Here is a 22,804-nt window from a genome sequence, read left to right as displayed (position 1 = left end):
TCCTTCCTGATTACCAGCTAGCTTTCTTTACTCCGGGAATCTCGCCTTTATAGGAAAGTTCGCGGAAGCAAATACGGCAGATACCAAACTTTCGCATATAGCCGTGGGGCCGACCACACAATTTGCAGCGGTTATGCGCACGCACTGTAAACTTCTGCGGCCGGTTTGCCTTGTTAATCATAGATTTTTTGGCCATCGAATACCCTCCTTTGCCGGAAGTTTAGCTTGCTTTAATAAAGGGCATGCCCATCAGTCTAAGCAGCTCTCTGGCTTCTTCATCGGTTTTGGCTGTTGTTACAAAACAAACATCCATACCGCGCACTTTATCAATCTTGTCGTATTCAATTTCCGGGAAGATTAACTGCTCTTTGATTCCCATATTGTAATTGCCGCGGCCATCAAAGGATTTGTCGGAAACACCACGGAAGTCACGAACCCGGGGCAGTGCGATATTGAAGAGCCTGTCGGCAAATTCATACATGCGCTCTCCGCGCAGGGTAACCTTAGTTCCAATGGTCATTCCGGCACGAAGCTTGAAGGCAGCGATGGATTTCTTGGCCTTGGTGGTGATCGGCCGCTGACCGGTAACGGTCATCAGATCGTTCACAGCGGCGTCCACGGCCTTGCTGTTTTGAATGGCTTCGCCCAGTCCAATATTGATAACGACTTTCTCCAGTTTAGGAACCTGCATGATGTTCTTGTAACCAAACTTTTGCATTAAAGCCGGTACAACTTCATTCAGGTATTTATCCTTTAGCCTTGCCACTTTTTCTCCTCCTTTCCGACTCCGCTGTTAGCTGAGTGTTTCGCCACAATGTTTGCAAACACGCTCTTTTTTCCCGTTTTCCAGCATTTTTTTCTGGATCCGGGTCGGCTTGTTGCATTTCCCGCAATACAGCATAACATTGGAGCTATGGATGGGGGCCTCTTTTTCTACGATACCTCCCTGAGGCATCTTAGGAGTGGCCTTTTGGTGACGCTTAACAATATTTACGCCTTCAACAATCAAGCGGCTTTTTTCCGGCTCAACGGAGACTACTTTTCCTTTTTTCCCGGCGCTTTTGCCGGTTATCACTAAAACGGTATCGCCCTTGCGAACGTGAACCTTTGGCATGTTGCCATTACACCCCCTATATGAGAGGTGAGAAGTGGGAAGTGAGAGGTTGGATAGATGAACTCTCCTACCACCCTTACCTCACAGCTTTGCTAAATTACTTCCGGTGCCAGGGATACAATTTTCATGAAATCCTTTTCACGCAGTTCCCGGGCTACAGGTCCAAAGATACGGGTACCTCTGGGGCTTTTATCATCTTTAATGACCACAGCAGCATTCTCATCGAATTTGATATAGGAACCGTCTTCCCGGCGTAACTCTTTCACCGTACGTACCACCACACACTTAACGACATCGCCTTTTTTAACAACGCCGCCGGGTGTAGCTTCTTTAACAGAGGCAACAATAATATCTCCCACACCGGCATAGCGGCGCAGGGAGCCACCCAGAACCCTGATGCACATGAGCTTGCGGGCCCCGGTGTTATCAGCAGCCTTCAGCATGGTCTGAACTTGAATCACGGATTTGACCTCCCTTCGTGCCCGGTAAAGCCGTAATTAAATTTGTTCGGCCCGTTCCAGGATCTCAACTACACGCCAGCGCTTCTCCTTGGACAGCGGGCGGGTCTCCATGATGCGGACAGTATCACCGGTACGGCAGCTGTTTTCTTCATCATGGGCTTTAAATTTCTTGGTTTGACGGATGGTGCGGTTATATAGCGGGTGACGGATGCGATCTTCTACGGCTACCACAACGGTTTTATCCATTTTATCGCTTACCACTCTGCCCTGACGGACTTTACGCAGATTACGCTGTTGCTCCACCATCGTACCTCCTTCCTGGTCGACGACTATTTACCAGATTAAGCCTGGCGAATGCCCATCTTTCTTTCAGTCTCAACGGTTTTTAAACGGGCAATTCTCCGCTTGCATTCTTTAATCTTCATGGGGTTATCCAGTTGTCCGGTGGCCAGTTGAAATCTTAATTTAAAGAGCTCATCCTTGGAGTCATCAATCTTTTTAGATATTTCAAGATCGGAAAGATCTCTGAGTTCTTTAACTTTCATTGGCTTCACCTACTTCCCCGCGTTTTACAAACTTGCACTGAACCGGTAACTTGTGCATGGCTAAACGCATGGCCTCCCGGGCAGTGGCTTCGGGTACGCCGGCTACTTCAAACATCACGCGTCCGGGTTTAACCACAGCCACCCAATGCTCCGGCGCCCCTTTACCGGAACCCATACGGGTTTCAGCGGGTTTTTGGGTAATGGGCTTATCCGGAAATATGCGGATCCATACTTTACCACCACGTTTAATATAACGGGTCATCGCAATACGAGCAGCCTCGATCTGACGGTTGGTAATCCACCCGGCCTCCAGGGCCTGGATTCCGTATTCGCCGAAGCTTACTTCAGCGCCGCCTTTGGCCACACCACCGTTACCACGGGGGCGATGCTGCTTGCGATATTTAACCCTCTTCGGAATAAGCATCGGTTACTCGCCTCCTTGACCGGCTGCGGGTTTTTTCGCTTCCGGCAAAACTTCTCCTTTATAAATCCATACTTTAACGCCAATTTTACCGTAAGTGGTATTGGCTTCTGCGAAACCATAATCAATGTCTGCACGCAGGGTATGCAGAGGCACTTTGCCTTCGCTGTACCATTCGGTACGGGCAATTTCAGCTCCACCCAGACGACCGCTGCAGGCAATCTTAATGCCTTTGGCTCCCAGTCTCAAGGAGCGTTGAACCGTTTGCTTCATAGCCCGGCGGAAAGCGATCCGTTTTTCCAGTTGGGAAGCAATGTTTTCCGCTACCAGTTGGGCATCCACTTCCGGTGTTTTGATTTCTACAATGTTGACATTCACCTGTTTGGCAGTCATTTTTTCCAACTGCTTGCGCAGGTTTTCCACTTCCGCGCCCCCACGGCCAATGACGATACCGGGTTTGGCAGTATGAATGGAAATTTTTACGCGGTTAGCCGCACGTTCAATTTGAATTTTGGCTATACCGGCCTGGTAAAGTTTCTTTTTAATGAACTCACGAATCTTAACATCTTCGATCAATAAATTGGAGTAATTGCGTTTATCCGCAAACCATTTTCCATCCCAGTCTTTGATGATGCCGATACGTAAACCCTTCGGGTTAACCTTCTGGCCCACGCAATTATCCCTCCTTTTTATCCGAGACCACTACGGTAATGTGGCTGGTTTTTCTTTTAATTATATCCGCGCGACCCATGGCCCTGGGCATAACACGCTTGAGACTTGGGCCTTGATCGACATAAATGGCAGATATAAAAATTTCATCCCGATCCATTTCATAATTGTGTTCCGCGTTAGCAGCAGCAGATTTGACCACTTTGGTCACGGCATCGGTAGCTTTATTGGGAGTGTAGCGCAAAATGGCTAAGGCTTCCTCCAGTTTCTTGCCCCGAATCAAATCGACTACCATGCGGGCTTTACGCGGGGATACGCGGATAAATTTGGCGATTGCTCTCGCTTCCATCGTTTTGCCCCCTCTGTGGTTACTTAAGCGCCGAGGATCTTTCGGTGTGACCACCGTGGCCCCGGTATACGCGGGTGGGTGCGAACTCACCCAGTTTGTGCCCTACCATATCTTCCGTTACATAAACCGGGATATGCTTGCGGCCGTCATATACAGCAATGGTATGACCAATCATCTGCGGGAAGATGGTGGAACGACGGGACCAGGTTTTAATAACCTTTTTCTCGCCCTTCTCATTCATCTGTTCGATTTTCTTCAAGAGGTGATCGTCAATAAAGGGTCCTTTTTTAAGAGAACGAGTCATCATGAACCTCCTTCCGGAACATGCTCATCTTCCATACTCACGGGGCCGGGTGTGTTGCACCCTCCCTAAGTGTATTACTTATTACGCCGTTTTACGATCAGGCGATCGCTTTTCTTCTTGCCGCGGGTCCGTGCGCCCTGTGCGGGTTTGCCCCAGGGAGTAACGGGGTTCCGGCCGATGGGGTTACGTCCTTCACCACCACCGTGGGGGTGATCAACCGGGTTCATTACCTTACCGCGAACGGTGGGTCTGATTCCCAGATGGCGGGAGCGCCCGGCTTTACCAATGGTAATGTTTTCGTGTTCAAGGTTTCCTACCTGACCAATGGTGGCCCGGCATTCCTGCAGCACCATACGCATTTCGCCCGAGGGCAGGCGCAGGGTGGCATGTTTGCCTTCCTTGGCCATTAACTGGGCAGAGCCGCCAGCAGAACGTACCAGTTGGGCTCCGGCGCCGGGGTGCAGTTCAATGTTGTGTACCACGGTACCAACGGGAATATTCTTCAAGGGTAAACAATTGCCTACCTTAATGTCCGAATCCGGTCCCGATACAATGGTCGTTCCCACTTTCAGGCCCACCGGGGCCAGAATGTAACGTTTTTCCCCATCCGCGTAGTGCAGCAGAGCAATACGAGCGGAACGGTTCGGATCGTATTCGACAGAGGCAACCTTGGCAGGAATGCCGTCTTTTTTACGCTTGAAGTCAATTAAGCGGAACATCCGCTTGTGGCCGCCACCCTGGTGCCTTACGGTCAAGCGACCCTGGGCATTGCGTCCTCCGGTCTTCTTAAGAGGCTCCAGCAGAGATTTCTCTGGTTCGGTCTTGGTTATCTCGCTAAAGTCGGAGACGGTAACAAACCGGCGGCCAGGTGAGGTCGGTTTAAAATTTTTAACTGCCACCTGGGCTTCCCTCCTTACAGTCCTTCAAAGATCTCGATCTTGTCGCCTTCCTTCAGGGTTACAATGGCCTTTTTACGGTCAGGCGTTTTGCCGGTGAATTGGCGAACCCGTTTGGTTTTGCCTTTCACCCGCATGGTATTCACATTTTCCACCTTGACTTTGAAGATTTCCTCAACAGCCTTTTTAATTTCCGTTTTGTTAGCATTCAGTTCTACGATAAAGGTATATTTGTTGTCTGCCAACAGTGCGGTACTTTTTTCGGTTACCACCGGCTTGATGAGGATATCGCGCGGGTTCTTCATTACGCCAGCACCTCCTCAATCTTAGCAACGGCGTCTTTGGTAATCACCAACTTGGTGTATTTTAACAGATCGTAAACATTTACGCCTTCGGCTTTTAGAGGTTTAACCCCTTCAATGTTGCGCGCCGACTTTTCCACGTTCACATCCCGATCGGCAGTTACCACCAGGGCCTTGTCAGCTTTCAGGTTGCCCAGAATGCGGGACATTTCTTTGGTCTTGGGCGCATCCATGGTTAAACCATCCAATACGATGATGTCATTATCCAGCACTTTGCTGGAAAGGGCCGACTTCAGAGCCAGACGGCGCACTTTCTTGGGCAAAGAGTAGGAGTAGTCACGGGGATGAGGTCCGAATACCACACCGCCGGAACGCCAGATGGGTGAACGAGTGCTGCCCGCCCGGGCGCGACCGGTGCCCTTTTGACGCCAGGGTTTGCGTCCGCCGCCACGTACTTCTGCTCTGGTCTTGGTGTCGTGAGTTCCTTGCCGTTGGTTGGCAAGCTGCATTACTACGGCGTCGTGCAAAACGGGTTCGTTGGGCTCGATACCGAAAATCGCATCATTGAGTTCAACTTCGCCCACTTGCTCGCCGCTAATATTATATAAAGCTACTTTAGGCATACGATTCACAGTCCTCCTTTCGCCGCGCGTCACCGCTACTTGGCTTTGACGCTATTCTTTACCAGTAACAGGCCGCCCCGGGGACCGGGTACCGCACCTTTAATGGCAAGCAAATTACGTTCAGCATCCACCTTAACCACTTCCAGGTTCTGTACGGTTACCCGGGCAAAACCCATATGGCCGGGAAGCTTTCTGCCTTTGAAGGTCCGAGCAGGGCCCTTCGCAGCGGAGGAACCGGGCCGACGGTGATATTTGGAACCGTGAGCCATGGGTCCGCGGTGGAAATTGTGACGCTTGATGCCGCCGGCGAATCCCTTCCCTTTGCTGGTTCCTACCACGTCTACCTTTTCGCCTTCGCCAAAGATGTCTGCTTTAATTTCCTGACCCAGTTGGAAATTCTCGGGATCTTCTATTTTCAGTTCCCGCAGAAAACGTACCGGACGCACGCCGGCTTTGGCCAGGTGACCCTTGACAGGTTTATTGATCAGGTTTTCCCGTTTAACGCCAAAACCCATTTGGATGGCATTGTAGCCATCATTGTCAACGGTCTTTTTTTGTACTACCACGCAGGGACCGGCTTCAACAACAGTCACCGGAATGGCAACACCTCTATCAGTAAAAATTTGGGTCATGCCCACTTTTTTGCCAAGAATTCCTTTTGGCATGGTTTAAGCACCTCCTGTTATAGTCAGAGGTTAGAAGCCCATTGGGCTTCTAACATACACTCTCGGGGTTACAATTACAGTTTAATTTCAATATCCACGCCAGCAGGCAGATCCAAGCGCATGAGCGCATCAACGGTCTTCGGTGTGGGTTCCAGGATATCGATTAAACGCTTGTGTACACGCATTTCAAACTGTTCCCGGGAGTCTTTGTTTACGTGGGGGGAACGCAGAATGGTGTAGATACTTTTTTCAGTAGGAAGCGGAACAGGTCCTGCAACTTGCGCACCGGTTCTTTTGGCGGTGTCGACAATCTTGACTGCAGACTGGTCCAGCATCTGATGATCAAAGGCCTTTAGCCTGATTCTAATCTTTTGGCTTTTCATAGGATAAGCCCTCCTTACGTCCGATTTTGCGGACTGCTCCATGAAAATTCCCTCAAAATTACGAGCAACCTTCCACTTCATCGCTAGCCACTTTTCGAGGTTCCATCGCGGCGCAGCCGGTCCGGTGTTCCCTAGACCCTTGCCAAGCGGAACACTAAGTTAAAATTACTCCCGGATACCGGTTACCACGCCGGCGCCTACGGTACGTCCGCCTTCACGAATGGCAAAGCGCAGTCCTTCTTCAATGGCGATGGGGGTAATCAGGTCGATGTCCACTTTGATGTTATCTCCGGGCATTACCATTTCCACGCCTTCCGGCAGGGTTACGATACCCGTCACATCCGTGGTACGGAAGTAGAACTGTGGACGATAGCCGTTAAAGAACGGGGTGTGACGTCCACCTTCTTCTTTGGTCAGCACATACACTTCCGCACTGAATTTGGTGTGCGGTTTGATGCTGCCGGGCTTCGCCAATACCTGGCCACGCTCGATTTCTTTGCGGTCTACACCACGCAGCAGCGCTCCAATATTATCACCGGCCTGAGCATAATCCAGCAGTTTCCGGAACATTTCCACGCCCGTTACTACCGTCTTCCGAGGTTTGTCGCTCAGTCCTACGATTTCAATTTCATCCTGTACTTTTACTTGACCCCGTTCTACACGGCCGGTGGCTACCGTACCACGTCCGGTAATGGAGAACACGTCTTCCACCGGCATCAGGAACGGCTTATCCACGGCACGTTCAGGGGTGGGAATGTAAGCATCTACATTATCCATCAGTTCCCACACTTTGCCGCACCATTCGCACTCCCGTTTGCCGCATCCGCATTCCAATGCTTTTAATCCGGAACCTGCCACGATGGGTGTGTCGTCCCCGGGGAACTCGTAGGAGTTCAGCAGTTCTCTTACTTCCATGTCTACCAGTTCCAGCAGTTCCGCGTCGTCCACCATGTCGGATTTGTTCAGGAAGACTACGATATAGGGAACCCCTACCTGACGGGACAGCAGGATGTGCTCACGGGTCTGGGGCATCGGGCCGTCTGCGGCGGATACTACCAGAATCGCTCCGTCCATCTGGGCTGCTCCGGTGATCATGTTCTTAACATAGTCGGCGTGGCCCGGGCAGTCCACGTGGGCATAGTGACGGTTGCCGGTTTCGTATTCAACGTGGGCGGTGTTAATGGTAATACCCCGTTCACGTTCTTCCGGTGCGTTGTCAATTTCGTCGTAACGTTTTACGGATGCGCCGCCGGCGGTGGACAGCACCACGGTAATTGCTGCGGTCAGGGTGGTTTTGCCGTGGTCAACGTGACCGATGGTTCCAATGTTTACGTGGGGTTTATTCCGTTCAAATTTTGCCTTAGCCATTTGTTACTTTCCTCCTTGCTCATATGGAAAAGAATAATTAGGATTAGCCGTTGCGTTTAGCAATAATCCCTTCGGCAATGTTTTTGGGCACTTCCTCGTAGTGATCCAACTGCATGCTGTATACGCCACGTCCCTGGGTTTTAGAACGCAGATCGGTGGCATAACCAAACATTTCTGCCAGGGGAACATAAGAGGTTACCACCCGGGCATTACCGCGGGAGCCCATTTCCTCAATGCGTCCCCGGCGGCTGTTCAAGTCGCCGATCACGTCACCCATGTATTCCTCCGGAACGGTAACTTCCACTTTAAAAATGGGTTCCAGCAGTACAGGGCTGGCTTTTTGAGCCGCATTCTTGAAGGCCATGGAACCTGCAATTTTAAAGGCCATTTCAGATGAGTCTACTTCATGATAGGAACCGTCAAACAAAGTTGCTTTAATATCTACCATGGGGTAGCCCGCTAAAATACCATTTTCCAGGGCTTCGCGAATACCATTATCAACAGGGGTGATGTATTCCTTGGGAACGACACCGCCAACAATTTTATTCACAAACTCATAACCCGGGCCGCCTGGCTCCAGGGGCTCCAGTTCAATCCAAACGTGACCGTATTGACCTTTTCCGCCGGATTGCCGTACAAATTTACCTTCCGCCTTAACTGCTTTGCGAATGGTTTCCCTATAAGCAACCTGGGGCCGTCCAACATTGGCCTCCACTTTGAATTCTCTCATCAGACGATCCACAATGATCTCCAGATGCAGTTCACCCATACCGGCAATAATGGTCTGCCCGGTTTCATGATCGGTATGCACCTTAAAGGTGGGGTCTTCTTCGGTGAGCTTGCCCAAGGCAACTCCCATCTTATCCTGGTCCGCTTTGGTTTTCGGTTCAATGGCAACTGAGATTACCGTTTCCGGAAACTCCATGGATTCCAGAATAATAGGTTGTTTTTCATCGCAGAGGGTATCCCCGGTGGTGGTATCCTTCAGACCCACCGCTGCCGCAATATCACCGGCATAGACCTCGGGAATTTCTTCCCGGTGGTTGGCGTGCATTTGCAGGATACGTCCAATCCGCTCCCTCTTGCCCTTGGTTGTATTAAAAACATAGGAGCCGGATTTGAGGGTTCCGGAATATACCCGGAAGAAGGACAACTTACCCACATAAGGGTCGGTCATAATTTTAAAAGCCAGAGCCGAAAAGGGTTCGCTATCACTGGAAATCCGGGCATCTTCCGCACCGGAGTCGGGGTTAACCCCTTTAATGGCCGGTACATCCGTAGGCGCCGGCATATAGTCCACGATAGCGTCCAGCAAGGGCTGAACCCCTTTGTTTTTAAAGGATGAACCGCAGAGTACCGGAGTAATTTTACAAGCCAGGGTTGCCTTGCGGATCCCCAGTTTGATTTCTTCCTCGGTCAGTTCTTCACCCTCCAGGTACTTCATCATCAACTCTTCGTCGCTTTCCGCAACGCTTTCCAGAAGTTTTTCCCTGTATTCCGCAACCTTCTCCTGCAGTTCTGCAGGAACCTCGGTTACTTCGCTGTGGGTCCCCAGGTCATCCACGTAATGGATGGCCTTGTTGGTTACCAGATCTACCATACCGGCAAAAGCATCTTCGCTGCCAATGGGCAGTTGAATGGCCACCGGGTTTGCACCCAGCCGGTTTTTAATCATATCCAGGCCGTTGTAGAAATCGGCTCCCACACGGTCCATTTTATTAATATAAGCTATTCTGGGCACGCCGTATTTATCGGCCTGTCTCCAGACAGTTTCAGATTGGGGTTCTACCCCACCAACCGAACAGAACACAGCCACAGCACCATCTAACACCCGAAGCGAACGTTCTACTTCCACTGTAAAGTCCACGTGCCCGGGTGTATCTATAATATTAATACGATGATTATTCCACTGGGCAGTAGTAGCGGCAGAGGTAATGGTAATTCCTCTTTCCTGCTCCTGTACCATCCAGTCCATCGTGGCTGCACCATCATGCACTTCACCAATTTTATGAACTTTCCCGGTGTAGAACAAAATACGCTCTGTGGTAGTGGTTTTTCCGGCATCAATATGGGCCATTATGCCAATGTTCCGGGTTCTCTCCAACGGAAACTGTCGGGCCATAGAGATTCCTCCTTACCACCTGTAATGAGCAAATGCCTTATTGGCCTCTGCCATTTTATGAGTATCTTCGCGTTTCTTAACGGTTGCCCCAACATTGTTGGCAGCATCCATCAATTCACCTGCAAGCTTTTCCGCCATGGATCTACCGGCGCGCTTGCGTGTGTATGCAGTCAGCCAGCGAATGCCCAAAGTCTGTCGACGTTCTGCGCGGACTTCCACGGGAACCTGGTAGTTGGCGCCGCCTACCCGGCGAGCCTTAACCTCCAAAATAGGCATTACGTTTTTCATGGCTGCATCGAAAACTTCCAGCGGGTTTTTCCCGGATTTTTCCTGAATAATGGCAAAAGCATCGTAAACAATTTTCTCAGCCACGCCGCGTTTGCCTTCCTGCATAATCTGGCTAACAAGCTTGGTTACAACCTTGCTGCCGTAAACCGGATCGGGAAGCACTTCCCGTTTGGGGATTCCACCTCTTCTTGGCACTAATTTTCCCCCCTTTGCCTCGTACTAAATTTGCATAAAAATAAAATTTATTTTTTAGGCCGTTTGGAACCATATTTGGAACGTCCCTGGTTGCGGTTTTGTACACCGGCAGAATCCAGAGCACCCCGTACAATATGGTAGCGCACACCGGGCAGGTCTTTAACACGACCTCCACGAACAAGCACTACGGAGTGTTCCTGCAAATTGTGACCGATCCCCGGAATATAGGATGTAACCTCAATCAGGTTGGTTAAACGGACACGGGCCACCTTACGCAGAGCGGAGTTCGGCTTTTTAGGGGTTGTGGTATAAACCCTGGTACAAACGCCACGCTTCTGGGGGCATTCTTTCAAAGCAGGAGCCGTGGATTTATAGATTACTTCTTCACGACCCTTGCGGATAAGCTGGTTAATAGTAGGCATCTCTCTCAACACCTCCTCTCGCAGTGCTTATATGAAGTTCCATTTAAAGCCCCTTGGTCTTAATCTGAAACTTCGAGTTGAGGTTAATCCTCTGTAACAGACGCAATGGCACAGCCCACTTCAATGCCGCAGGCTTTGCCAAGCTCTTTCATGGAGTCGACTTTTACATGAGGAATATTCTTAGAAAAACAAATCCGAAGAATGGGATCCACCACGCGTCCATCCGCGTCAGCAGCCCAGTAGACGATCTTTGCCTGGGACTTTTCGACGGCTTTCTGCGTTTGTTTAGCCCCCACTGTTCTCTTGCGTGCGGACAACAACCGCTCCAGGGACATGGTAATCCCACCTCCAGCAAATCAGACACTCATATATAATATCACCAACAGTAACCCATGTCAATAATTTGGATAACCCGTTTAACTTCGGTTATTTATCCAAGGCCAGGTCGAAATCCTCCGAAGTTCCGCGCCTTAACGGCTCCTCCGAGAGCAGATCCAGTTCGCTGCTCAGATTGTAGCCGCGGTTTTTATCTATGGTCGGCAGGAGAATATCGTAATCATCTTCGTTATCGGCCTCATCCTCGGTGAAAACTTCGATATTCCGGTAACGGGGCATCCCTGTACCGGCGGGTACCAGCTTTCCGATGATGACGTTTTCCTTCAGACCCAGCAGCGGGTCCAGTTTGCCTTTGATGGCCGCCTCGGTCAGTACCCGGGTGGTTTCCTGGAAGGAAGCCGCCGACAGGAAGGAATCCGTAGCCAGGGAGGCCTTGGTGATGCCCAGCAGAACCGGTTTGGCCACGGCAGGCTCCCCGCCGTTTTGTATCACCCTTTGATTCTCTTCTTCAAATTCAAATACATCGATCAGACCGCCGGGCAGCAGCTCGGTATCTCCGGCCTCTTCCACCTTAACTTTTCTAAGCATTTGGCGGATCATCACTTCGATATGCTTATCGTTAATCTCCACGCCCTGGAGCCGGTATACCCGCTGTACTTCCTGGAGCAGGTAAATCTGCACTCCCGCAGGCCCTTTGATTTTTAACAGATCGTGGGGGTTGACGGAACCCTCGGTTAATTCATCCCCGGCCTCCACCCGCTGGCCGTCCCGGACTTTTAACCTGGCGCCATAGGGTACGGCATAGATGTTCTTTTCCCCATTATCCTTGGTGATCTCAATCTCTCGGCGGCCTTTTACCTCTCGGAGGGCCACAATCCCTTCCTCCTCGGCAACAATGGCCTGACCTTTCGGCCGGCGGGCCTCAAAGAGTTCCTCAACCCTGGGCAGACCCTGGGTAATATCATCCCCGGCCACACCGCCGGTGTGGAAGGTACGCATGGTTAACTGGGTTCCCGGCTCACCGATGGACTGGGCGGCAATGATTCCCACTGCTTCACCGGTATCAATGGCTCCGCCGGTGGCCAGGTTGCGGCCGTAGCAATGCTTGCATACGCCATAGCGGGTTTTGCAGGTAATAACCGAGCGGATTTTTACCTTGGTAATTCCCGCATCCATTACGGCCTGAGCCTGATCAGCGGAAATCATGCCATGGTTATCAACCTGCTCCTGGGAAATAATCACTTCCCCGGTTTCCGGATGAACGACGGGCTCCATGGGCACCCGGCCTTCCAGCCGTTCGGAGAGTTTTTCAATGCTTTCGCTGCCATCCCTGATTTCGCGGACTTCCACACCCTCGGTGGTGCCGCAGTCATCCTCCCGCACGATTACATCCTGTGCTACGTCCACCAGACGGCGGGTCAGGTAACCGGAGTCAGCGGTCCGCAGAGCGGTATCCGCCAAACCTTTCCGAGCGCCGTGGGTGGAAATGAAGTATTCCAATACCGTTAAGCCTTCCCGGAAGTTGGCCTTAATGGGCAAGTCAATAATCCGTCCGGAAGGATCCGCCATCAGACCCCTCATACCGGCCAGCTGGCGAATCTGCTGGATATTACCGCGGGCCCCGGAAGTAGCCATCATATAAATATTATTAAATTTATCCAGGGTGTCCATTAACGCCTTGGTCACCTTGTCGGTGGCGTCGTTCCAGATATTAATAACCTTACGGTAACGTTCGTCTTCGGTAATTAAACCGCGGCGGAATTGATTTTCAATTTTATTAACCTGATCCTCGGCAATAGCCAGAATTTCCTTCTTGGCCTCGGGGATGGTAATATCCGCTACCCCGATGGTAATCCCCGCCTTGGTAGAAAACTTGTAGCCCAGGGATTTAATGCCGTCCAGAAGTTCTGCCGTATGGGCGTTGCCCAGCTTGCGGTAGCATTCGGCCACAATCCTGCTAAGGGTTTTCTTGTCGCAAACCTGATTGATATATCCCAATTCCTGAGGAATTACTTCATTAAAGATGATTCTGCCAACCGTGGTCTTCAGCCTCTCTCCGTTGGACCGGCGAACAGTTACGCCGGCATGAAGGGAAACTTCCCCGCTTTCATAGGCTAAAACCGATTCCTGCTCATCCTTAAAGATACTGCCTTCACCCGCAGCCCCTTCCCGTTCCATGGTCAGGTAATAGCAGCCTAAAACCATGTCCTGGGTGGGGCTGGCCACCGGCTTTCCGTCTTTAGGGTTCAGAATATTATTAGCCGCCAGCATGAGCAGCCTGGCTTCCGCCTGGGCTTCTGCGGAAAGGGGTACGTGAACAGCCATCTGGTCCCCGTCAAAGTCCGCATTGTAAGCGGTACATACCATGGGGTGGATCTTAATGGCGCGCCCTTCCACCAGAACCGGCTCAAAGGCCTGAATGCCCAGCCGGTGCAGGGTTGGGGCACGGTTCAACAGTACCGGGTGTTCTTTAATCACTTCTTCCAGAACATCCCAGACCTCGGGCCGAACCCTTTCTACCATCCGTTTGGCGCTCTTAATGTTATGGGCGTGCCCGTCGTTCACCAACTTTTTCATCACAAAGGGCTTGAACAATTCCAAAGCCATTTCTTTGGGCAAGCCGCACTGGTGCATTTTTAAATGGGGACCCACCACGATAACCGAACGTCCGGAGTAATCAACCCTTTTGCCCAGCAGGTTCTGACGGAAACGCCCCTGTTTACCCTTCAACATGTCGGACAAGGATTTTAACGGACGGTTCCCGGGACCTGTAACAGGCCGGCCCCGACGGCCGTTGTCAATTAAGGCGTCCACCGCTTCCTGAAGCATCCGCTTTTCGTTGCGCACGATAATATCCGGGGCTCCCAGGTCCAACAGGCGCTTCAGCCGGTTGTTGCGGTTAATGACCCGGCGGTATAGATCATTCAAATCCGAAGTGGCAAAGCGGCCGCCGTCCAGTTGTACCATGGGCCGCAGTTCCGGAGGAATTACCGGCACCACATCCAAAATCATCCACTGGGGGCTATTTCCCGATTTCTTAAAGGCCTCCACCACTTCCAGCCGGCGAATGGCCCGGATTTTGCGTTGTCCGGAGACTTCTTTCAATTCCTGGCGAAGTTCTCTGGCTAGTTCATCCAGTTGAATCTCTTCCAACAGTTTTTTAATGGCCTCGGCACCCATGCCCGCCTTAAAGGTATTGCCAAATTTATCCTTATATTCCCGGTATTCCGTTTCAGTTAACAACTGCTTCTTTAACAGGGGTGTTTCACCGGGCTCAATGACAATATAAGAAACAAAGTAAAGCACCTTTTCCAGCGCCCGGGGGGACATATCCAGCAACAGGCCCATGCGGCTGGGAATTCCTTTAAAATACCAAATATGAGATACCGGGGCGGCCAACTCGATATGGCCCAGCCTTTCCCTGCGGACCTTGGACCGGGTTACCTCCACACCGCAGCGATCGCAAACAACCCCTTTATAGCGAACCCGTTTATATTTTCCGCAGTGACATTCCCAGTCTCTTTGTGGACCAAATATTCTCTCACAGAATAAACCATCCCGTTCCGGTTTCAATGTACGGTAGTTGATTGTCTCCGGCTTTTTTACTTCTCCACTGGACCACTGCCGAATTTTTTCCGGCGAGGCCAACCCAATGCGAATACTATCGAAATTATTTAATTCCAACAAAGGACCTACTCCCCCTTTAGCGGATTTGGGTAGCAATTCTTGATACGGCCTGCTTAGTCCTCGTCATCCAAGCTGAATTCTTCGCCCTCTTCGATAAAGGACTCGTCGAAATCTTCCAGTTCCTCTTCATCGTCCTCTACCTCTTCGTTGTCATCCCGTTTCGGCGGCCCGATGCGTCTTTCTTCAGGCAGTTCAATCCCTAATTCCTTGGCAGTTTCCGTTACGTCTTCTTCAATTTCCTTAATTTCAATTTCCTCTTCCGCTTCGGTAAGTACCTTTACGTCCAGTCCCAGAGACTGCAATTCCTTGATCAGAACCTTAAAGGATTCCGGCACTCCGGGCTCGGGCACATTTTCGCCCTTGACGATGGCTTCGTAGGTCTTAACCCGCCCTACCACATCGTCGGACTTTACGGTGAGAATCTCTTGCAAGGTATAGGCTGCACCATAAGCTTCCAAAGCCCAAACTTCCATCTCCCCGAAACGCTGCCCCCCAAACTGGGCTTTACCGCCCAGGGGCTGCTGGGTTACCAGGGAATAAGGCCCGGTGGACCGGGCGTGGATTTTATCATCCACCAAATGGTGCAGCTTAATCATATAGACATAACCCACGGTCACCGAGTGGTCAAAGGCATCGCCGCTGCGACCGTCATAAAGGGTCATTTTACCGTTCTCCGGCAGGTTCGCACGTTTTAAGGAGTCCCAAATGGCTTCTTCCGTTGCTCCGTTAAATACCGGAGTGGCCACATGGAAGCCCAGGGCTTTGGCCGCCCAACCCAGGTGCGTTTCCAGAACCTGGCCGATATTCATACGGGAGGGCACCCCAAGGGGGTTCAAAACGATTTCAACCGGCGTCCCGTCTTCCATAAAGGGCATATCTTCTTCCGGCAGGATGCGGGCGATAACCCCTTTGTTGCCGTGACGACCCGCCATTTTATCCCCTTCGGAGATTTTTCTCTTTTGGGCAATATAAACGCGGACCAGCTGATTGACCCCCGGCGGCAGCTCATCGCCGTTTTCCCGGGAGAATACCTTAACATCGACAATCTTTCCGGCCTCGCCATGGGGCACCCGGAGGGAAGTATCCCGGACCTCCCGGGCTTTCTCACCGAAAATCGCCCGCAGCAGCCGTTCTTCCGCCGTCAGCTCGGTTTCACCCTTGGGCGTAACCTTGCCTACCAGGATGTCGCCGGGTCTTACTTCCGCACCAATGCGGATAATTCCCCGCTCATCCAAATCCTTCAAAATATCTTCGCCCACATTGGGAATATCCCGGGTAATCTCTTCCGGGCCTAATTTGGTATCCCGGGCGTCGCATTCGTATTCCTCTATGTGAATAGAAGTAAAGAAATCTTCTTTAACCGCCTTCTCGCTGATTAAAATAGCGTCTTCGTAGTTATTGCCTTCCCAGGTCATAAAGGCCACCAGGATATTGCGGCCTAAAGCCAGTTCCCCTTTGTCGGTGGCAGGACCGTCGGCAATAATCTGCCCGGCTTCCACCCTGTCCCCCTTATTAACAATGGGCTTCTGGTTAATGCAGGTGCCCTGGTTGGATCGGGTAAATTTCAATAATTTATAGGTATCGTTTTTCCCTTCACTGGTACGAATGGTAATCTCATTGGCGGTAACCCGGGTCACTTCCCCGGCGTTCCTGGCCACCTGCACCACGCCGGAATCCTTGGCCGCCCGGTATTCAATGCCGGTTCCCACCAGCGGGGCCTGGGCTCTCAGCAGGGGCACCGCTTGCCTCTGCATGTTGGCGCCCATCAGAGCACGGTTGGCATCATCATGCTCCAAAAAGGGAATCAGGGCGGTGGCCACCGAAAACACCTGTTTTGGAGAAACGTCCATAAAATCCACCCGGTCTGTGGGAACAATCAAGGTGTCATGTCCATGACGGGCATTGACCCTTTCATCCACAAAATAACCGGTTTCATCCAGGGGCGCATTGGCCTGGGCAATGATGTGCCCTTCCTCTTCATCGGCGGTTAGATAGCTAATTTCATCCGTAACCCGTTTATTCTCTTTATCCACTTTCCGGTAAGGCGTCTCAATAAAGCCAAAGCTGTTAATGCGGGCATAGGTGGAAAGAGAACCAATGAGACCAATGTTGGGACCTTCCGGGGTCTCAATGGGGCACATCCTGCCGTAGTGGGAATGATGCACGTCCCGGACTTCAAAGCCCGCCCGTTCACGGGAAAGCCCGCCGGGGCCCAGGGCCGAAAGTCTTCTTTTATGGGTCAACTCTGCCAGCGGGTTGGTTTGGTCCATGAACTGGGACAACTGGCTGGAGCCAAAGAATTCTTTAATGGAAGCCACTACCGGCCGGATGTTGATCAGCACCTGAGGTGTAATCACATCCACATCCTGAATGGTCATCCTTTCACGGACCACCCGTTCCATCCGGGAAAGACCGATGCGGAACTGGTTCTGCAGCAGTTCACCCACCGAACGCAATCTCCGGTTGCCCAGATGGTCGATATCGTCCACAACGCCTTCCCCTCTCATCAGGCCGAGAAGGTATTTCTTAGTGGCAATAATATCCTCTTTGGTCAGTTCCCGGATAAATTCACGATCTACAGGAACTTCCTTATTTAAATAACGGTCCCACTCAGTGGGGCCATCCTGGCCGTTGGGATAGCGATACAAAACGCCATGTTTTAATTTTTTCTGAAGTTTGTACCGGCCCACATTGGCCAAGTCATATCGTTTGGGATCAAAGAATAAGGTATTTAATAAAGAACGGGCACTTTCCACCGTGGGCGGTTCGCCGGGGCGGAGCCTTTTATAAATTTCAACCAGCGCTTCCTCTTCGGAATCGGTATTGTCCCTACTGAGGGTTTCCTGAATATTCTTATCGTTTTCAAAAAGTTCGGTAATCATGGCATTGGAGCCAAAACCTAATGCCCGTATCAACACAGTTGCCGGGATTTTTCTGGTGCGATCGATGCGAACAAAGATGTGGTCGTTAACGTCGGTTTCGAATTCCAGCCAGGCTCCGCGGTTGGGGATAATGGTAGAAGTAAACAGCCTTTTGCCGCTGGTGTCAATTTGATCCGCAAAATATACACCGGGCGAACGGACCAGTTGGCTGACGATAACCCGCTCAGCACCGTTAATAATAAAGGTTCCCTTGTCGGTCATCAGCGGGAAATCCCCCATGAAGACCTCCTGCTCCTTCACCTCTCCAGTTTCCTTATTAATCAGGCGAACCTTGACCCTTAATGGGGCAGCGTACGTAACATCGCGTTCCTTGCACTCTTCCACCGAATATTTGGGTTCTCCCAGGGTGTAGTCCAAAAATTCCAGGACCAGGTTTCCGGTGAAATCCTGAATTGGAGAGATGTCATGGAACACTTCCCTTAATCCCTCCCGCAAGAACCACTCGTAAGAGTTCCGCTGAACTTCAATAAGGTTGGGTAAGTCCAAAACTTCCTGCAGTTTACCGTAATTCCACCTCACCCTGCTGCCTACTTGTTCCGGGTAAGCCATCGAACGCATCACACCCCTTAAATATTTAACAAAATACGTATTAAAAACAAAGACAACGAAAAGCAAGGTCTTGCCCTTTAGAAACAATCCCTCGCCTTATAAGCATTATGATCCCCTATCTCCTTTATTCTGGCCGATTATGCAAAAAATTATTCGTAAATTTTACCACCGGACCAAAATTTATTTATTTTAACCATAGAATGACATTTTAAAATGTTAGCACGGATGTTGCCGTTTGTCAAGGCGTTTTCTGGCTCTTCAGGTCGATTTTATAATGCCGGTTGGATTTTTCTTCCATGCCGGCTAGCAGGGCTTCTGTCATGTGAATCCAGACCCTGATTTGATATAAAAGTAAATACGCCGCAATGGGCGGCGTATTTACTTTTATATACCTTATATAATAGAAAGAATCAATTATTTTACGTCAACGGTTGCGCCGGCTTCAGTCAGTTTAGCTTTGATGGCTTCGGCTTCTTCCTTGGCAACTTTCTCTTTAACGGGCTTGGGAGCACCGTCAACCAGATCTTTGGCTTCTTTCAGACCCAGGCCGGTAATTTCGCGAACCACTTTAATTACATTGATCTTCTTGTCACCAGCGCTGGTGAGGATTACATCAAATTCGGTTTGCTCTTCTTCAGCAGGAGCGGCAGCGCCACCGGCTGCGGGAGCAGCAGCTACTGCTACGGGAGCAGCGGCGGAAACACCAAATTCTTCTTCAAAAGCTTTTACCAGTTCAGCCAGTTCCAGTACGGTCAGGCCTTTTACCAGTTCTAATACTTCAGCAACTTTAGACATAATCAAATGAACCTCCTCAAAATTTATAAATGATTTTTATGATGCTGTTTTGCTTAGGACGCCTGTCCTTCTTTTTGCTGGCGGATCTGATCCACAACATAAACCAGATTGCGCAGGTTGGCAGCCAATACTCCGGCAAAGCCGTACATGGGAGCCTGCATACCGCCCAGTACTTTGGCCAGCAATACCTCTCTGGAGGGCAGGTCGGCCAGGGCTTTAACCCCATTGGCGTCGATAACCTTTCCTTCTAAAACACCCGCCTTAATATCGAGGCCCTGTTTAATTTCCCTGGCAAAATCAGACAGAATTTTAGCAGGGGCCACCGGGTCCTCAAGGCCAAAGGTGAAGACAATGGGGTTTTTCAAGTAGTCTTCCAGACCATCAATACCGACTTCCTTGGCAGCAAGGCCGGCAATGGTGTTTTTGGCCACTTTCATTTCACAGCCGGCTTTACGCAGGCGTGTTCTGAGATCGGTTATTTTGGCAACAGAAATGCCACGGTATTCAGCCAGGATGGTTACCTGGGAGTTCTGGATTTTTTCCTTCATTTCAGCCAGCATGGCTTGTTTTTGAGCTTTTGTGGTTGGCACAAGTTACACCTCCTTCCCTGGATTAAAGAAAACTTAACTGGTCGCCGGCCCCGGCGGGCAGCAGCCCGGGTTGTCTTTTTATCGCTTGGCGCGTATAAAAAAGGCCTCTGTGTGTCTTAGACATGCACAGAGGCCCGCAACAGTTCAAACTTGCGAGTTCAACCCCGGCCTCGGTTGGCGGCAATCTGCCTTTAGGTCCTAAGACACCAACGGTCTACGACTGGAAAAGTATGCATTTGTAGATCTTCAGCAGAGGTTAAATCTTAGAGGGGTTAATCTTCACCCCGGGTCCCATGGTTGAAGACACGGTAATAGCCTTCATATACTGGCCTTTGGCCGTGGCAGGCTTAATGCGAACCAGGGTGTCGGCCAGGGTTTTAAAATTTTCCACCAGTTTTTCAACTTCAAAGGAAGCTTTACCAATGGGCGCATGAATGATACCCACTTTATCGGTACGATAAGTGATCTTACCACCTTTGGCATCGCTAACCGCAGGTCCGACTTCAAAGGTAACGGTGCCGGTTTTGGGGTTGGGCATTAAGCCACGGGGACCCAGCACCCGGCCCAGCTTACCAACCAGGCCCATCATGTCCGGAGTGGCAATGGCCACGTCAAAGCCCATCCAGCCACCCTGAATCTTTTCAACCATATCTTCAGCACCCACAAAGTCTGCGCCTGCTACTTCAGCTTCTTTAGCCTTATCACCTTTGGCAAAAACCAGCACCGTTTTGGTTTTACCCGTGCCATGGGGCAGCACAACGGCACCCCTTAACTGCTGGTCTGCGTGACGGGGGTCTACCCCCAGGCGGAAAGCCACTTCAACGGTTTCGTCAAATTTAGCCGAAGCAATTTTCTTGACCATAGCCAGTGCCTCAGACGGTTCGTAAAGAACAGACGGATCATACTGCTTCATTGCTTCCTGGAGCTTTTTGCCTAATTTCGGCATATGATTTCCTCCTTTGTGGTACTAGCGGACTACATCCTCCCACCGGATGAGTTATCCTTCTACAACTTCAATGCCCATACTGCGGGCAGTACCCTCAATCATGCTCATGGCAGTTTCTATGCTGGCCGCATTCAGATCGGGCATTTTTAATTCAGCAATTTCCCTAACTTTCGAGCGGGGCACTTTGCCCACTTTCTTTTTGTTAGGTTCACCGGAAGCGGTCTCAATACCCAGCGCCTTTTTCAGCAAAACTGCTGCTGGCGGAGTTTTGGTAATAAAGGTAAAGGACCGGTCTTCATATACAGTAATTTCAACTGGAATAATTAAGCCTGCTTGAGCAGCAGTAACTTCATTATATTGCTTAACAAATCCCATGATATTAACCCCGTGCTGACCCAAAGCGGGACCTACCGGGGGTGCCGGGGTGGCTTTACCGGCCGGAATTTGTAGTTTAATAATGGCGGCTACCTTTTTGGCCATATCCAGTCCACCTCCTTACAGCCTAAAGCTTAGTCAAGCTTTTTAATTTGTGTGAAATCAAGTTCGATGGGAGTTTCACGTCCAAACATGGATACCATAACTTTAACTTTACCCTTTTCAGGGTAAATTTCTTCTATCACACCAACAAAATTCTCAAAGGGGCCATCGGATACTTGAACATTTTCGCCCAGGTTGAAATCAACCTTGGTCTTTTGCTCTTCCATGCCCATTTGCCGGATAATGGCCTTGGATTCCTCATCATTTAGGGGTATGGGTTTAGAACCGGAACCAACAAAGCCGGTAACCCCCGGCGTGTTACGAACCACATACCAGGAATCATCGGTCATGATCATTTCTACCAAGACATATCCGGGGAAAACTTTTTTCTTTGAAATCTTTTTCTTGCCATTTTTGATTTCTACTTCATCTTCCATTGGTACAAGAATACGAAAGATTTTATCTTCCATATTCATGGATTCAATACGCCTCTCCAAGTTGGCCTTAACCTTGTTTTCGTACCCGGAGTAGGTATGTACAACATACCACTGTTTACTCATTAACAGAAGGGACCCCCATCATCATTCGGGTCCCCCACCCCCTCACTGATACCAATTAGGACACAATGGCCGAAACGCCTAAACTGAGAAGCGAATCCAACACCCAGATGACAGCAGCAACCGCAGCTACAGAAACAAACACAACGGCGGTATAAGTGACAATTTCCTTACGGGTGGGCCAATGAACCTTTTTCAACTCATTCTTAACACCAAGGAAATATTTCTTTATGCCACCAGCCCGTTCCGCAAAGGATACCTTTTGCGCCTTTGCAGGCTGGCTTTTGGCCACAGCCTTTGCAGCTTCCCTAGGGGCCGTTTCCTTTTTATTATCAGCCCCGCTGGTTTCTTTGGTTGCCGCTATTTCCTTGGCAGCGCTAACCGCTTTAACCTGTTTTTTCTGCACAGCCATCCGAAACGCCACATCCTTACTTTTTATGTTTCACCAGTAGTGCCTCAAATAAAACCCCTCATGGAATGCGGCTCAGGTCACAACATACGGGGTTAAGGGCCCAATCTATCTGGTTTCTTTATGAACTGTATGAGTATGACACCACTTACAATATTTTTTAAGCTCAATCCGGTTGGAATCGTTCTTTTTATTTTTGTTTGTGGTGTAGTTGCGCCGTTTGCATTCGGTGCAAGCCAAAGTTACGCCCACACGCATTGTTGACACCTCCCTAAAAACTAAAGAAAACTTGGCTTCCGCCAAGTCTTGGGCCAAGACCGAAGCCTCGTTGCCCTTATACTGTCACCTTGAAATTTTTGACAGCATAAAAAAGACTTGAACCGACTATG

29 protein-coding genes are annotated in these 22,804 nt (G+C 50.3%); all 29 read right to left on the bottom strand.

Translation table 11 applies throughout. The annotated features are described in order from the left end of the window. Positions 1-10 precede the first annotated feature (10 nt). Complete coding sequence (locus DESRU_RS01635; protein WP_013840384.1) at positions 11-196, bottom strand: type Z 30S ribosomal protein S14; 186 nt, start codon at positions 194-196, stop codon at positions 11-13. A gap of 24 nt (positions 197-220) precedes the next feature. Continuing rightward, positions 221-766 (bottom strand): 50S ribosomal protein L5, encoded by a 546-nt coding sequence (gene rplE, locus DESRU_RS01630; RefSeq protein ID WP_013840383.1) that lies wholly within the window; start codon positions 764-766, stop codon positions 221-223. Positions 767-793: 27 nt separating this feature from the next. Further along, positions 794-1,114 carry a 50S ribosomal protein L24 gene (rplX, locus tag DESRU_RS01625; protein WP_013840382.1) on the bottom strand — a complete coding sequence of 107 codons (321 nt, stop codon included), beginning with the start codon at positions 1,112-1,114 and terminating at the stop codon, positions 794-796. Positions 1,115-1,206: 92 nt separating this feature from the next. Further along, the gene (gene rplN, locus DESRU_RS01620) at positions 1,207-1,575 is read right to left on the bottom strand and encodes a 50S ribosomal protein L14 (RefSeq protein WP_013840381.1); all 369 of its coding nucleotides are present in this window, start codon (positions 1,573-1,575) and stop codon (positions 1,207-1,209) included. A gap of 36 nt (positions 1,576-1,611) precedes the next feature. Next, the gene (gene rpsQ / locus DESRU_RS01615; RefSeq protein WP_013840380.1) at positions 1,612-1,881 is read right to left on the bottom strand and encodes a 30S ribosomal protein S17; all 270 of its coding nucleotides are present in this window, start codon (positions 1,879-1,881) and stop codon (positions 1,612-1,614) included. 35 nt (positions 1,882-1,916) lie between these two features. Continuing rightward, a complete protein-coding gene (gene rpmC, locus DESRU_RS01610; RefSeq protein WP_013840379.1) occupies positions 1,917-2,120 on the bottom strand; it encodes a 50S ribosomal protein L29 in 204 nt (67 codons plus the stop codon). Continuing rightward, on the bottom strand, positions 2,110-2,544 hold the full coding sequence (gene rplP, locus DESRU_RS01605; protein WP_013840378.1) for a 50S ribosomal protein L16: 435 nt from the start codon (positions 2,542-2,544) through the stop codon (positions 2,110-2,112). Before rplP ends, rpmC begins: the two co-directional genes overlap by 11 nt. Positions 2,545-2,547: 3 nt before the next feature. Continuing rightward, on the bottom strand, positions 2,548-3,213 hold the full coding sequence (gene rpsC / locus DESRU_RS01600) for a 30S ribosomal protein S3 (protein WP_013840377.1): 666 nt from the start codon (positions 3,211-3,213) through the stop codon (positions 2,548-2,550). 4 nt (positions 3,214-3,217) lie between these two features. Further along, positions 3,218-3,559: a 50S ribosomal protein L22 gene (gene rplV, locus DESRU_RS01595; protein ID WP_013840376.1), complete on the bottom strand. Its 342-nt coding sequence runs from the start codon at positions 3,557-3,559 to the stop codon at positions 3,218-3,220. 19 nt (positions 3,560-3,578) lie between these two features. Beyond that, positions 3,579-3,863 carry a 30S ribosomal protein S19 gene (gene rpsS / locus DESRU_RS01590; protein WP_013840375.1) on the bottom strand — a complete coding sequence of 95 codons (285 nt, stop codon included), beginning with the start codon at positions 3,861-3,863 and terminating at the stop codon, positions 3,579-3,581. A gap of 74 nt (positions 3,864-3,937) precedes the next feature. Continuing rightward, on the bottom strand, positions 3,938-4,762 hold the full coding sequence (rplB, locus tag DESRU_RS01585; protein WP_013840374.1) for a 50S ribosomal protein L2: 825 nt from the start codon (positions 4,760-4,762) through the stop codon (positions 3,938-3,940). A gap of 14 nt (positions 4,763-4,776) precedes the next feature. Further along, positions 4,777-5,064, bottom strand: coding sequence for a 50S ribosomal protein L23 (rplW, locus tag DESRU_RS01580; RefSeq protein WP_013840373.1), 288 nt, complete (start codon positions 5,062-5,064; stop codon positions 4,777-4,779). Beyond that, entirely contained in the window at positions 5,064-5,684 is a 621-nt protein-coding gene (gene rplD, locus DESRU_RS01575; RefSeq protein ID WP_013840372.1) for a 50S ribosomal protein L4, read from the bottom strand. Before rplD ends, rplW begins: the two co-directional genes overlap by 1 nt. Before the next feature lie 35 nt (positions 5,685-5,719). After that, positions 5,720-6,349 (bottom strand): 50S ribosomal protein L3, encoded by a 630-nt coding sequence (rplC, locus tag DESRU_RS01570; protein ID WP_013840371.1) that lies wholly within the window; start codon positions 6,347-6,349, stop codon positions 5,720-5,722. Between the two features lie 74 nt (positions 6,350-6,423). Beyond that, positions 6,424-6,732, bottom strand: coding sequence for a 30S ribosomal protein S10 (gene rpsJ / locus DESRU_RS01565; protein ID WP_013840370.1), 309 nt, complete (start codon positions 6,730-6,732; stop codon positions 6,424-6,426). A gap of 165 nt (positions 6,733-6,897) precedes the next feature. After that, complete coding sequence (gene tuf / locus DESRU_RS01560) at positions 6,898-8,100, bottom strand: elongation factor Tu (RefSeq protein ID WP_013840356.1); 1,203 nt, start codon at positions 8,098-8,100, stop codon at positions 6,898-6,900. Positions 8,101-8,143: 43 nt separating this feature from the next. Continuing rightward, complete coding sequence (fusA, locus tag DESRU_RS01555) at positions 8,144-10,222, bottom strand: elongation factor G (RefSeq protein WP_013840369.1); 2,079 nt, start codon at positions 10,220-10,222, stop codon at positions 8,144-8,146. 12 nt (positions 10,223-10,234) lie between these two features. Continuing rightward, on the bottom strand, positions 10,235-10,705 hold the full coding sequence (rpsG, locus tag DESRU_RS01550) for a 30S ribosomal protein S7 (RefSeq protein WP_013840368.1): 471 nt from the start codon (positions 10,703-10,705) through the stop codon (positions 10,235-10,237). Positions 10,706-10,752: 47 nt separating this feature from the next. Beyond that, entirely contained in the window at positions 10,753-11,127 is a 375-nt protein-coding gene (gene rpsL, locus DESRU_RS01545; RefSeq protein ID WP_013840367.1) for a 30S ribosomal protein S12, read from the bottom strand. Positions 11,128-11,210: 83 nt separating this feature from the next. Then, the gene (locus DESRU_RS01540; protein ID WP_013840366.1) at positions 11,211-11,462 is read right to left on the bottom strand and encodes a L7Ae/L30e/S12e/Gadd45 family ribosomal protein; all 252 of its coding nucleotides are present in this window, start codon (positions 11,460-11,462) and stop codon (positions 11,211-11,213) included. Between the two features lie 91 nt (positions 11,463-11,553). Beyond that, on the bottom strand, positions 11,554-15,150 hold the full coding sequence (gene rpoC, locus DESRU_RS01535; RefSeq protein ID WP_013840365.1) for a DNA-directed RNA polymerase subunit beta': 3,597 nt from the start codon (positions 15,148-15,150) through the stop codon (positions 11,554-11,556). 53 nt (positions 15,151-15,203) lie between these two features. After that, a complete protein-coding gene (gene rpoB / locus DESRU_RS01530) occupies positions 15,204-18,641 on the bottom strand; it encodes a DNA-directed RNA polymerase subunit beta (RefSeq protein ID WP_475682137.1) in 3,438 nt (1,145 codons plus the stop codon). 414 nt (positions 18,642-19,055) lie between these two features. Next, positions 19,056-19,436: a 50S ribosomal protein L7/L12 gene (gene rplL, locus DESRU_RS01525; RefSeq protein ID WP_013840363.1), complete on the bottom strand. Its 381-nt coding sequence runs from the start codon at positions 19,434-19,436 to the stop codon at positions 19,056-19,058. A gap of 53 nt (positions 19,437-19,489) precedes the next feature. Next, the gene (rplJ, locus tag DESRU_RS01520; protein ID WP_013840362.1) at positions 19,490-20,026 is read right to left on the bottom strand and encodes a 50S ribosomal protein L10; all 537 of its coding nucleotides are present in this window, start codon (positions 20,024-20,026) and stop codon (positions 19,490-19,492) included. A 256-nt stretch (positions 20,027-20,282) separates the two neighbouring features. After that, a complete protein-coding gene (rplA, locus tag DESRU_RS01515; protein ID WP_013840361.1) occupies positions 20,283-20,972 on the bottom strand; it encodes a 50S ribosomal protein L1 in 690 nt (229 codons plus the stop codon). A 51-nt stretch (positions 20,973-21,023) separates the two neighbouring features. Next, complete coding sequence (gene rplK / locus DESRU_RS01510; protein WP_013840360.1) at positions 21,024-21,452, bottom strand: 50S ribosomal protein L11; 429 nt, start codon at positions 21,450-21,452, stop codon at positions 21,024-21,026. 29 nt (positions 21,453-21,481) lie between these two features. After that, positions 21,482-22,009, bottom strand: a complete 528-nt coding sequence (gene nusG / locus DESRU_RS01505) for a transcription termination/antitermination protein NusG (protein WP_013840359.1) — start codon at positions 22,007-22,009, stop codon at positions 21,482-21,484. Between the two features lie 55 nt (positions 22,010-22,064). Continuing rightward, positions 22,065-22,418 (bottom strand): preprotein translocase subunit SecE, encoded by a 354-nt coding sequence (gene secE / locus DESRU_RS01500; RefSeq protein WP_013840358.1) that lies wholly within the window; start codon positions 22,416-22,418, stop codon positions 22,065-22,067. Between the two features lie 105 nt (positions 22,419-22,523). After that, positions 22,524-22,673, bottom strand: a complete 150-nt coding sequence (gene rpmG / locus DESRU_RS01495) for a 50S ribosomal protein L33 (RefSeq protein WP_013840357.1) — start codon at positions 22,671-22,673, stop codon at positions 22,524-22,526. Between the last annotated feature and the right edge of the window lie 131 nt (positions 22,674-22,804).

Origin of the sequence: Desulforamulus ruminis DSM 2154, assembly GCF_000215085.1 — a bacterium.
GTDB lineage: Bacteria > Bacillota > Desulfotomaculia > Desulfotomaculales > Desulfotomaculaceae > Desulfotomaculum > Desulfotomaculum ruminis.
Note: the sequence above shows the minus strand (reverse complement) of the source record. Positions and strands in the feature narration are given on the sequence as shown.

Coding starts and splice junctions, on each gene's coding strand:
- DESRU_RS01635 (WP_013840384.1), bottom strand. CDS start 196: ATGGCCAAAAAATCTATGATTAACAAGGCAAACCGGCCGCAGAAGTTT.
- rplX (WP_013840382.1), bottom strand. CDS start 1,114: ATGCCAAAGGTTCACGTTCGCAAGGGCGATACCGTTTTAGTGATAACC.
- rpsQ (WP_013840380.1), bottom strand. CDS start 1,881: ATGGTGGAGCAACAGCGTAATCTGCGTAAAGTCCGTCAGGGCAGAGTG.
- rpmC (WP_013840379.1), bottom strand. CDS start 2,120: ATGAAAGTTAAAGAACTCAGAGATCTTTCCGATCTTGAAATATCTAAA.
- rplP (WP_013840378.1), bottom strand. CDS start 2,544: ATGCTTATTCCGAAGAGGGTTAAATATCGCAAGCAGCATCGCCCCCGT.
- rplV (WP_013840376.1), bottom strand. CDS start 3,559: ATGGAAGCGAGAGCAATCGCCAAATTTATCCGCGTATCCCCGCGTAAA.
- rpsS (WP_013840375.1), bottom strand. CDS start 3,863: ATGACTCGTTCTCTTAAAAAAGGACCCTTTATTGACGATCACCTCTTG.
- rplW (WP_013840373.1), bottom strand. CDS start 5,064: ATGAAGAACCCGCGCGATATCCTCATCAAGCCGGTGGTAACCGAAAAA.
- rplD (WP_013840372.1), bottom strand. CDS start 5,684: ATGCCTAAAGTAGCTTTATATAATATTAGCGGCGAGCAAGTGGGCGAA.
- rplC (WP_013840371.1), bottom strand. CDS start 6,349: ATGCCAAAAGGAATTCTTGGCAAAAAAGTGGGCATGACCCAAATTTTT.
- rpsJ (WP_013840370.1), bottom strand. CDS start 6,732: ATGAAAAGCCAAAAGATTAGAATCAGGCTAAAGGCCTTTGATCATCAG.
- tuf (WP_013840356.1), bottom strand. CDS start 8,100: ATGGCTAAGGCAAAATTTGAACGGAATAAACCCCACGTAAACATTGGA.
- fusA (WP_013840369.1), bottom strand. CDS start 10,222: ATGGCCCGACAGTTTCCGTTGGAGAGAACCCGGAACATTGGCATAATG.
- rpsL (WP_013840367.1), bottom strand. CDS start 11,127: ATGCCTACTATTAACCAGCTTATCCGCAAGGGTCGTGAAGAAGTAATC.
- DESRU_RS01540 (WP_013840366.1), bottom strand. CDS start 11,462: ATGTCCCTGGAGCGGTTGTTGTCCGCACGCAAGAGAACAGTGGGGGCT.
- rpoB (WP_475682137.1), bottom strand. CDS start 18,641: ATGGCTTACCCGGAACAAGTAGGCAGCAGGGTGAGGTGGAATTACGGT.
- rplL (WP_013840363.1), bottom strand. CDS start 19,436: ATGTCTAAAGTTGCTGAAGTATTAGAACTGGTAAAAGGCCTGACCGTA.
- rplA (WP_013840361.1), bottom strand. CDS start 20,972: ATGCCGAAATTAGGCAAAAAGCTCCAGGAAGCAATGAAGCAGTATGAT.
- rplK (WP_013840360.1), bottom strand. CDS start 21,452: ATGGCCAAAAAGGTAGCCGCCATTATTAAACTACAAATTCCGGCCGGT.
- nusG (WP_013840359.1), bottom strand. CDS start 22,009: ATGAGTAAACAGTGGTATGTTGTACATACCTACTCCGGGTACGAAAAC.
- secE (WP_013840358.1), bottom strand. CDS start 22,418: ATGGCTGTGCAGAAAAAACAGGTTAAAGCGGTTAGCGCTGCCAAGGAA.
- rpmG (WP_013840357.1), bottom strand. CDS start 22,673: ATGCGTGTGGGCGTAACTTTGGCTTGCACCGAATGCAAACGGCGCAAC.